This window comes from Companilactobacillus halodurans, assembly GCF_009600985.1.
GTDB classification, from domain to species: domain Bacteria; phylum Bacillota; class Bacilli; order Lactobacillales; family Lactobacillaceae; genus Companilactobacillus; species Companilactobacillus halodurans.
In genome coordinates, this window is the sequence record NZ_VDFP01000010.1 from 78259 (window position 1) to 86644 (window position 8386).

Annotated in this window: 8 protein-coding genes; all 8 read left to right on the forward strand. The window is 38.1% G+C overall.

Annotated elements, in window-relative coordinates; all coding sequences use genetic code 11:
- Window positions 1–2 precede the first annotated feature (2 nt).
- Window positions 3–467 (forward strand): universal stress protein, encoded by a 465-nt coding sequence (locus FHL06_RS06545; RefSeq protein WP_153385426.1) that lies wholly within the window; start codon window positions 3–5, stop codon window positions 465–467.
- A 142-nt stretch (window positions 468–609) separates the two neighbouring features.
- A complete protein-coding gene (locus FHL06_RS06550; RefSeq protein ID WP_153385427.1) occupies window positions 610–2547 on the forward strand; it encodes a M13 family metallopeptidase in 1938 nt (645 codons plus the stop codon).
- Window positions 2548–2913: 366 nt separating this feature from the next.
- A complete protein-coding gene (locus FHL06_RS06555) occupies window positions 2914–3615 on the forward strand; it encodes an ABC transporter ATP-binding protein (protein ID WP_153385428.1) in 702 nt (233 codons plus the stop codon).
- Window positions 3616–3623: 8 nt separating this feature from the next.
- On the forward strand, window positions 3624–6149 hold the full coding sequence (locus FHL06_RS06560; protein WP_153385429.1) for an ABC transporter permease: 2526 nt from the start codon (window positions 3624–3626) through the stop codon (window positions 6147–6149).
- 8 nt (window positions 6150–6157) lie between these two features.
- Window positions 6158–6868 carry an SDR family oxidoreductase gene (locus tag FHL06_RS06565; RefSeq protein ID WP_337692536.1) on the forward strand — a complete coding sequence of 237 codons (711 nt, stop codon included), beginning with the start codon at window positions 6158–6160 and terminating at the stop codon, window positions 6866–6868.
- 43 nt (window positions 6869–6911) lie between these two features.
- Window positions 6912–7388, forward strand: coding sequence for a MerR family transcriptional regulator (locus FHL06_RS06570; protein ID WP_153385431.1), 477 nt, complete (start codon window positions 6912–6914; stop codon window positions 7386–7388).
- A gap of 93 nt (window positions 7389–7481) precedes the next feature.
- A complete protein-coding gene (locus tag FHL06_RS06575) occupies window positions 7482–7805 on the forward strand; it encodes a carboxymuconolactone decarboxylase family protein (RefSeq protein WP_153385432.1) in 324 nt (107 codons plus the stop codon).
- A 2-nt stretch (window positions 7806–7807) separates the two neighbouring features.
- Complete coding sequence (locus tag FHL06_RS06580; protein WP_153385433.1) at window positions 7808–8224, forward strand: cupin domain-containing protein; 417 nt, start codon at window positions 7808–7810, stop codon at window positions 8222–8224.
- Window positions 8225–8386 lie beyond the last annotated feature (162 nt).

Below are 8386 nucleotides of genomic sequence, written 5' to 3' on the forward strand. Positions count from 1 at the left end.
AGATGGATGAATTAAAAGAATACGAAGTTAAAAAAATCGAGTATTCCAAGATTTTGATCTGTGTTGACTCAGATGATTTTGAGTCATCAAGAAATGCCTTTAACTATGCTTGCTCTTTAGCTAAGCATTATAATGCTGAACTAGGGATCGTTTCCGTATTGGAAACCGGTGATTTGAATATTTTCCAATCACTTGATCCAGAGGTATTGAACCAACGTCGTGAAGAAATTAAAGAATTGCTAGAAGTCTATGGCAAAAAGGCCAAGGAATATGGCGTTCAAGATGTTCACATGCTGGTAACCGAGGGTGGACCTGGAGCAGTTATTACTGAAAAAGTTATTCCTAAGTTTCAACCTGATTTGGTTATTGTTGGGGTTGAAAAGAAGAACCGGACACGTAATACAATTGGTTCGCAAGCTGCAAAGATTGTTAACAATTCTAATGTCTCGGTCAGTGTCATCAGATAGATAGTTTTAAAATTTTTAAATAAAAATAGTGGACAGCCAACAGGTTTGTCCGCTTTTTTGTAGGATTCATAATTATTCTAATAAAATATAATTAGTGATATAGTAGTCTCTAAAAATAACATGGCGGTGAATGATATTGTTTATGAGTAAAGTTATCGGCGGCGCAGGGGATATGATCGATGCCAAGCCTGCCGATTATAAAGATAATTTGTATTTGGCTGTAAATGGAGCTTGGCAAGAAAAAGCAACTATCCCAGCTGATAAGCCACGTACAGGTGGTTTCATGGATCTTGACGAGGGTGTTGAAAAAGCACTCATGAAAGATTTCCATGAGTTTGCAAATAATGAAAGTGAAATTAAGGATGATTTGATTTTGCAGGCGATAAAATTGTATCGTCTTGCCAACAACGCTGATCATTTAAGCAAGTTTCACCAACAACCAATTTTAAAAGATATGCAACGTATTAGTGACCTTTCATCACTACAAGATTTGAGTGACAATTTGGCCACTTTATCTAAGAATGGTTTTGCTTTGCCTATCGATATCGGTATTGATGCTGATATGAAGGATACTGCCAAAAATGTCGTCTACGTTCAAGGTGCTAGTTTGATTTTGCCTGATAAGACTTACTATGATGAGAAAAATGAATCTGGTAAGCAATTGTTGGCTAAATATGCTGAAGTAGCTAGTCGCTTGTTGTCGATGATTGGCTACAAGTTGGACGAAGCTAAGTCAATTGTAAAAAAGGCTTTGGCATTTGATAGGTCATTAGTTCCTATTGTAAAGAGTTCAGAAGAGTGGGCCGACTATACGAAAGTTTATAATCCTATGAAATTTTCCGAATACATCACTAAGTCGGATAACTTGGATTTGAAGAGCTTAGTAGTCGACTTAATCAACGACACGCCTGACAAGGTTATTATTGAAGAACCAAGATATTTGGAAAATTTGAATAAGCTAGTCAACGAAGATACTTTTGACAATATTAAAGCCTGGATGATGGTTAAATTCGTTACTTCCAGAGCTTCAATTTTGGATGAAGAATTCCGTCAAACTATTGGAGAATATAATTTGGCGATGAGCGGTGCCAAAGAACTTCAAAATAGAACAAAGTATGCTTATCACTTGGCAGCTGGTATCTTCAGTGAAGTTATCGGTGTTTATTATGGTAAGAAATACTTTGGTGAAGCTGCTAAAGATGATGTTCGCAATATGGTCAAGAAGATGATTTCAATTTACGAACAAAGAATCAACGCTAACACTTGGTTAGGCGAAGATACAAAGAAAAAAGCTATCGTCAAATTGGATAAGATTGTGGTCAAAGTCGGCTATCCCGATAAAATTCAAGACCTCTATCATAAATTTGAAATCAATGAAAATGATTCATTGTATGATAACCTTTCTCGCATCTACAAGATTATGACTCAAGATTCCTTGGATCAATATCACAAACCAGTTGACCGCAACAAGTGGGTCATGCCAGGACACATGGTCAATGCATGTTACGACCCAACTAGAAATGACATCACCTTCCCAGCAGCTATCTTGCAAGCTCCATTCTATAGTTTGGAACAAACAAGCAGCGAAAATTATGGTGGAATCGGAGCCGTAATCGCCCACGAAATATCTCACGCCTTTGATAACAACGGAGCTCAATTCGATGAGTTCGGTAACATGAATAATTGGTGGACTAAAGACGATTACGCAAAATTCAAGACTTTGACACAAAAAATGATTGACCAATTCGACGGCATCCCATATGCCGGTGGCAAAGTTAACGGTAAGTTAGTAGTCAGCGAAAACGTAGCCGATGTCGGTGGACTAAGATGTGCTCTAGAAGCAGCCAAATCAGAAAATGACTACGACGCCAAGAAATTCTTCATCAACTGGTCCAGAGTATGGCGCTTGAAAGCTACAAAACAATTCAACGAACTACTACTATCAACAGACGTCCACGCCCCAGGTCCATTACGTGCCAACGTACAAGCACAAAACATGGATGAATTCTATGATGCCTTTGACGTTAAAGAAAGCGATGGAATGTGGTTGGATGAAGATAAGAGAGTTAACATTTGGTAAAACCAGAGAGCGGAGCAAGCCCGGAAGTAGCTGGCTTGTGGAGCTCGTTTCAACTAGAGAGTGCAAGTGGGACGTTCAGCCCGCGGAGCCTAAGACAATTTTGCGACTTGGCTGCGAAGCAGACGAGACGTGAAATAGCCTTAGGTGTAGAGGGTTGTCCCACTGTAACTCGTTTCCACTATATAGCCAGAAACATTGGTTATTCAACAAAAAATAAAAATTAGGCATGGCAATCAATCCCCAAAAAATTGATTACCATGCCTATTTATTTACCCAGAAATAACTTTTTGCAAAAAAATATTTAGAATTTTTTGTTATGAATTCGTTTTCCGATATAATAAGACTAATAAGAAAGGTGAGGGAAAAATGGCATATATCGAAGTCAGAAATGAATCAAAAAAATATCAAATGGGTGAAACGACCATCATGGCCAATGACAAGTTAACCTTTGATGTTGAACAAGGAAAACTGACAGTTATTCTAGGACCCAGTGGTGCTGGTAAATCAACTGTTCTAAATATTCTCGGTGGGATGGACACACCAAGCGACGGGCAGGTAATAATCGACGGCACTGATATAGCCAAATTTTCTGAACGCGAATTGACAACTTATCGTCGAAATGACGTTGGTTTTATCTTCCAATTTTATAATTTAATTCCTAACTTGACGACAAAAGAAAATGTTGAATTAGCCTCAGCAATCGTCAAAGACGCACTTGATGCAACGCAAACATTGAAATCCGTTGGCTTGGAGAATCGAATCGACAACTTTCCTTCTCAATTATCAGGTGGAGAGCAGCAACGTGTCGCTATTGCTAGAGCTTTAGCCAAAAATCCTAAGTTGTTGCTTTGTGATGAACCTACTGGAGCTTTGGATTATGAAACTGGAAAACAAGTTTTGACTTTGCTTCAGGATGCTAGTTATAAGAACAATAAGACAGTTATCGTTATTACTCACAATTCAGCCTTAGCCAAGATGGCTGATCGCGTGATTCGGATTCATGATGCTAAGGTCCAATCAATTGAAGATAACGACAATCCTACACCAGTCAAAGAAATCGAATGGTAGGTGATTAGATGAATCCGTTAACGAGAAATATGTGGCGTGATATTAGAAAATCTAAAGGGCGCTTCATTGCTATTATTTTGATTATCTTGCTGGGAGTTTTGATATTTGTCGGCGTCAAAGCTGCCGGTCCCAGTTTGAACGATTCTTTGAATAAGACGGTGGCCGATAAAAACTTGTCCGATATTCAAGTTATGTCGACGACTGGATTTGATAAAAAAGACTTGAAGCTTGCTCGCAAAGTTCCTGGAGCTCAAGTTGAATCGACCAAGTTCAAATACGCCATTGGTGGCAAGAGTAAAGTTGCCGTAGCATTATATGGTTATGACAAATCGGCTAAACAAAATCAATTGATTATGAGAAGCGGCCGTTTGCCTAAAAATAAGAACGAGATTGTTTTAGATAAAAATGCTAAAAGTGAATATGGCTACAAATTAGGACAACAATTTAAATTCGGCAGCGATGCTGATTTGAAACAAAAATCTTATAAAATTGTTGGTTTCGCTGATTCGCCACAATATATCGATAACCAATCACGTGGCTCGACTAATATCGGCGATGGACAAGTGCAGTTGTTTGCTTATATTCCAAAGCAACAGATGAATTTGTCGACAGCGACTGTTTTGAATTTGCATTTCAATTCGCTTAAAGATAAAAATACTTTCAGTAAAAGTTACAAAGATACCGTTGCTAAAAAAATGAAGTTACTGAAAAAGCAATTCAAGAATCGAGCTGACCAAAGAAGCAAGAACTTGTCAGCAGATGGCTTGAAAACTTTAAAACAGCAACAAACATTAGTCGATCAAATGAAACAAGTCGACCCTAGTGCAGCTGCTCGTCAACAGGCAAGGTTAGTAGCTGCTAAAGCCAAGTTGATGCATCAAACTAAGACGACTTATACTTGGCAGACCAGAGACGACTTAGCTGGATTTTCGGCTTATGGAGAGAGTTCTGATCGTATCGCTGCGATTGCTAACGTCTTTCCGGTTTTCTTCTTCTTGATTGCTGCTTTGATAACCTTCACGACGATTACGCGGATGGTCGAAGAAGCAAGAAGTGAGATTGGGACTTTCAAAGCCCTTGGTTATACGAAGTGGGAGATTGCTAAAAATTACTATTATTATGCAATTTCTGCTGGAATGATTGGTGCTATCTTAGGTGCCATTATTGGAAACGAGACTTTGCCAAGAATCGTTTTGGCATTGTACAAGCAATATCTTCCTTTGGATTGGGTTGTGACCCTGCAGTGGCAAACGATTTTAATTGCCATCGTCTTTTCACTGATAGCAACCTTAGGAGCTGCGATTATCGTTATTCGCAAGGAACTAGTCGAAGGGCCAGCTGCTTTGATGTTGCCAAAGGCTCCTAAATCAGCTAAAAAGATTTTACTTGAACGCATCAAGCCTTTATGGAATCACTTGAGTTTCAATAGCAAAGTCAGTTATCGCAATCTGTTCCGTTTCAAATCGCGGATGTTTATGACGATTATCGGGATTGCCGGAGGAACTGCTTTGATTTTAACTGGTTTTGGGATTCAAAATTCTATTGCTGCAAGTGGTAATCAACAGTATTCAGATATTTTTGATTACCAAGCCATTGTCAAAATGAATGATCAAGCTGATTATTCTAAAGTAGATAAAATTTTGCAAAAGAACGACCAGTATCAAAGTAATACTGCCATCAATTCGACGACTGCCAAGTTGACGGCTAATAAAGACCAAGTTAATGATGTAAATATTTATACGCCTAAATCTATCAGTGAATTCAAAAAATACGTTCACCTCGGAACTAATTTAAAGAAAAACGACGTAGTTTTATCTAAGAAGACAGCACAGTTACTGAATGTTAAAGCTGGCGATAAAATTTCCGTTAAGAGAACTGGTGGCAAGAAGGTCAGTTTTAAAGTTAAGGCAATTACTAGAAACTACATCGGACATTTCTTATATTTAAGTCCGAAAGCTTACCAAAAACACTTTAATGAAGAACTTTCAGCTAATACCTTGTTATTGCACTTGCAAAAACAAACTAAGTCTCAACGTAAGAGTTTAGCTAATAAGTTGTTGAATTCTGGTGAGGTAATGGGCACGAGTTACACGAAAGATGTTTTGAACACAGTTTCTAAGATGTCGTCTTCATTGAAACCGATTGTTTTAATTTTCATTCTTTTGTCGGGAATTTTGTCCTTTGTTGTCTTGTATAATTTGACTAATATTAACGTTTCTGAAAGAATTCGCGAATTGTCAACGATTAAGGTTTTAGGGTTTTATAATAATGAAGTTACGATGTATATTGTTAGAGAAAACATTATTTTAACGATTGTCGGAATTATTGTTGGCTATGGGGTTGGAAACTTGCTGACAGCTTATATCCTGAATCAAGCTGCGACTGAGCAAGTTATTTTCCCACTGACGATTAATTGGACAGGTTATGTGACCGCAACTTGTTTGATGATAGTCTTTACAGCTATTGTCATGCTGGTTACGCACAAGAAATTGCAACACATCGATATGATCGGTGCGTTAAAATCTAATGAATGATTGAGGTTATTATTATGAGTCTTGAAAATGATAAGGTGCTAGTTATCGGCGGAACTTCTGGATTTGGCAAAGAGGTCGCTATTATGGCACAACATAAAGATGCTGATGTTTACGTCATTGGACGTGATCAAGAACGAGTGAATCAATTGCGATTTGATGACAATATCCAAGGCAGTTCATTAGATGCACAGGATAAAGACCAGTTGAACCACTTTTTTGAAAAATATGGTTCCTTCGACCACATCGTATCGATGCTCGGAGGCGCTATGGGTGGCGGTTTCTTAGATAGTTCCATCGATGTGATTAGAAAAGCGATTGAAGATAAGTTCTTTGCCAATTTACAGTTGGTGCAAATTGCCAGCAAACATTTGAAGGATAACGGCTCAATCATTTTGACTTCTGGTTCTGGCGGACATCCCTATGACGCTTCTGGTGCCATTATCGGCAATCAGGCTATCAACACGATGGTTGAAGGAGTAGCAGTCGAATTAGCACCTCATAATCGCATCAACGCCGTTTCACCAACTTGGACGCCCACTGGTCTTTGGCGTGATTTGAATTCCAAGCAATTGTCCAAACAAGAAGATAATGTTGCTGAAAATATTCCTTTAGGCCGAGTGGCTAAAATCGAAGAAGTTGCGTCTGCTTATATCTATTTAATGGAAAATGATTTCATCACTGGTCAAGTTATAAAAGTCGATGGTGGAGTTGATTTATAAAAGGTGTTAAACTTAGAGCTGACTTCAAGCAGAGGTGAAATAAATGCCTATTAAATCAGTTCCAGAAACAGGTAAATATCGGATTAGCGAGTTTGCCGAAATCGTTGGTTTAAATAGTCCAACGCTTCGGTATTATGAAAAAGAAGGTCTCATCAAACCGTATCGGACAAAAAATGGTATCCGTTACTATACGCAAAAAGATGTCAGTTGGGTCAATTTCTTGATGCATTTGAAGAGTACTGGGATGACTATCGAACAGTTGAAACGTTATGTTCATTTACGTGCTCAAGGCGATTCAACTATCAATCAACGAATCGAGCTTTTGGAAGAAGTCCGCAAAAATTTTGAGGTCGAATACCGTCGTCTTCAAGAGGGATGGACTATCTTAAATGACAAACTTGATTGGTACAAGGATAAAGCTGGCGGTCACATTGAAGATAGTGAGAGCTTCTCAGAGTATTTGAAGTCGCTAAATCACGATTATTTAGAAGAAAATACGCAAAAAGAATCTGAATCGTAAAAAAATCAGATTCTTTTTTTGTTTCCCTTGACTTAAAGTCGACTTTAAGTTGTTTAATATACTTATCAACACAAAACGAGGAGGAATTAAATCATGGCAAAACAAACAGCAGGACATGATATGCTTGGCGATTTTGCACCACAATTTGCAGAATTAAACGATGATGTATTATTTGGTGAAGTTTGGAGCAAGGAATCTGAACTTTCTGCACATGATCGTTCTCTAATCACAATTGCAAGTATTATTTCAGCTGGAAATATCGAGCAATTGGATGCTCACTTAAAAATTGGTAAGAAAAATGGCATTACTAAGGATGAAATCGTTGCTGAAATCACTCATCTAGCATTTTATGCTGGTTGGCCAAAGGCTTGGAGTGCATTCAACCGCGCTAAAGAAATCTGGAAGGAAGATAAATAAGTATGGCAAAAAATGAAGATCTCAAAACAAATGGAGTTTTCCCAACTGGTGAAAAAAATGAAGCTTACGCCCAATATTTCATCGGTCAAAGTTATTTACAAAAATTAGTTAGTTCAGAAGATAATATCGACTTTGGTGTCAGCAATGTTACTTTTGAACCAGGCTGTCGCAATGACTGGCACATTCACCACAACGGTTTTCAAATTCTTTTGGTTACTGGTGGCGAAGGCTGGTATCAAGAATGGGGCAAACCTGCACAATTACTTAAAAAAGGCGACGTCGTTGTAATTAAAGAAGGCGTTAAGCACTGGCATGGAGCAACTAAAGACAGTTGGTTCAGTCATGTTGCAATTACTAAAGGTAATTCAGAATGGCTTGAAAAGGTTACTGATGAAGACTACAACAAGTTATCAGACTAATATTTTAGAAAAATAAATCCGTTCCTAATTCGTTATGAAGTGAACCCTCCTAGTTGGAGTAATCCAACGGGAGGGTTTTCTTTGTTTTCAAAAGATATTAAATTGGCTTGTATAACAGATGTTAATAATGGGTTGCCTATTGTACAAGCTATGAAAAAATAT

Coding starts and splice junctions, on each gene's coding strand:
- FHL06_RS06545 (WP_153385426.1), top strand. CDS start 3: ATGGATGAATTAAAAGAATACGAAGTTAAAAAAATCGAGTATTCCAAG.
- FHL06_RS06550 (WP_153385427.1), top strand. CDS start 610: ATGAGTAAAGTTATCGGCGGCGCAGGGGATATGATCGATGCCAAGCCT.
- FHL06_RS06555 (WP_153385428.1), top strand. CDS start 2,914: ATGGCATATATCGAAGTCAGAAATGAATCAAAAAAATATCAAATGGGT.
- FHL06_RS06560 (WP_153385429.1), top strand. CDS start 3,624: ATGAATCCGTTAACGAGAAATATGTGGCGTGATATTAGAAAATCTAAA.
- FHL06_RS06570 (WP_153385431.1), top strand. CDS start 6,912: ATGCCTATTAAATCAGTTCCAGAAACAGGTAAATATCGGATTAGCGAG.
- FHL06_RS06575 (WP_153385432.1), top strand. CDS start 7,482: ATGGCAAAACAAACAGCAGGACATGATATGCTTGGCGATTTTGCACCA.
- FHL06_RS06580 (WP_153385433.1), top strand. CDS start 7,808: ATGGCAAAAAATGAAGATCTCAAAACAAATGGAGTTTTCCCAACTGGT.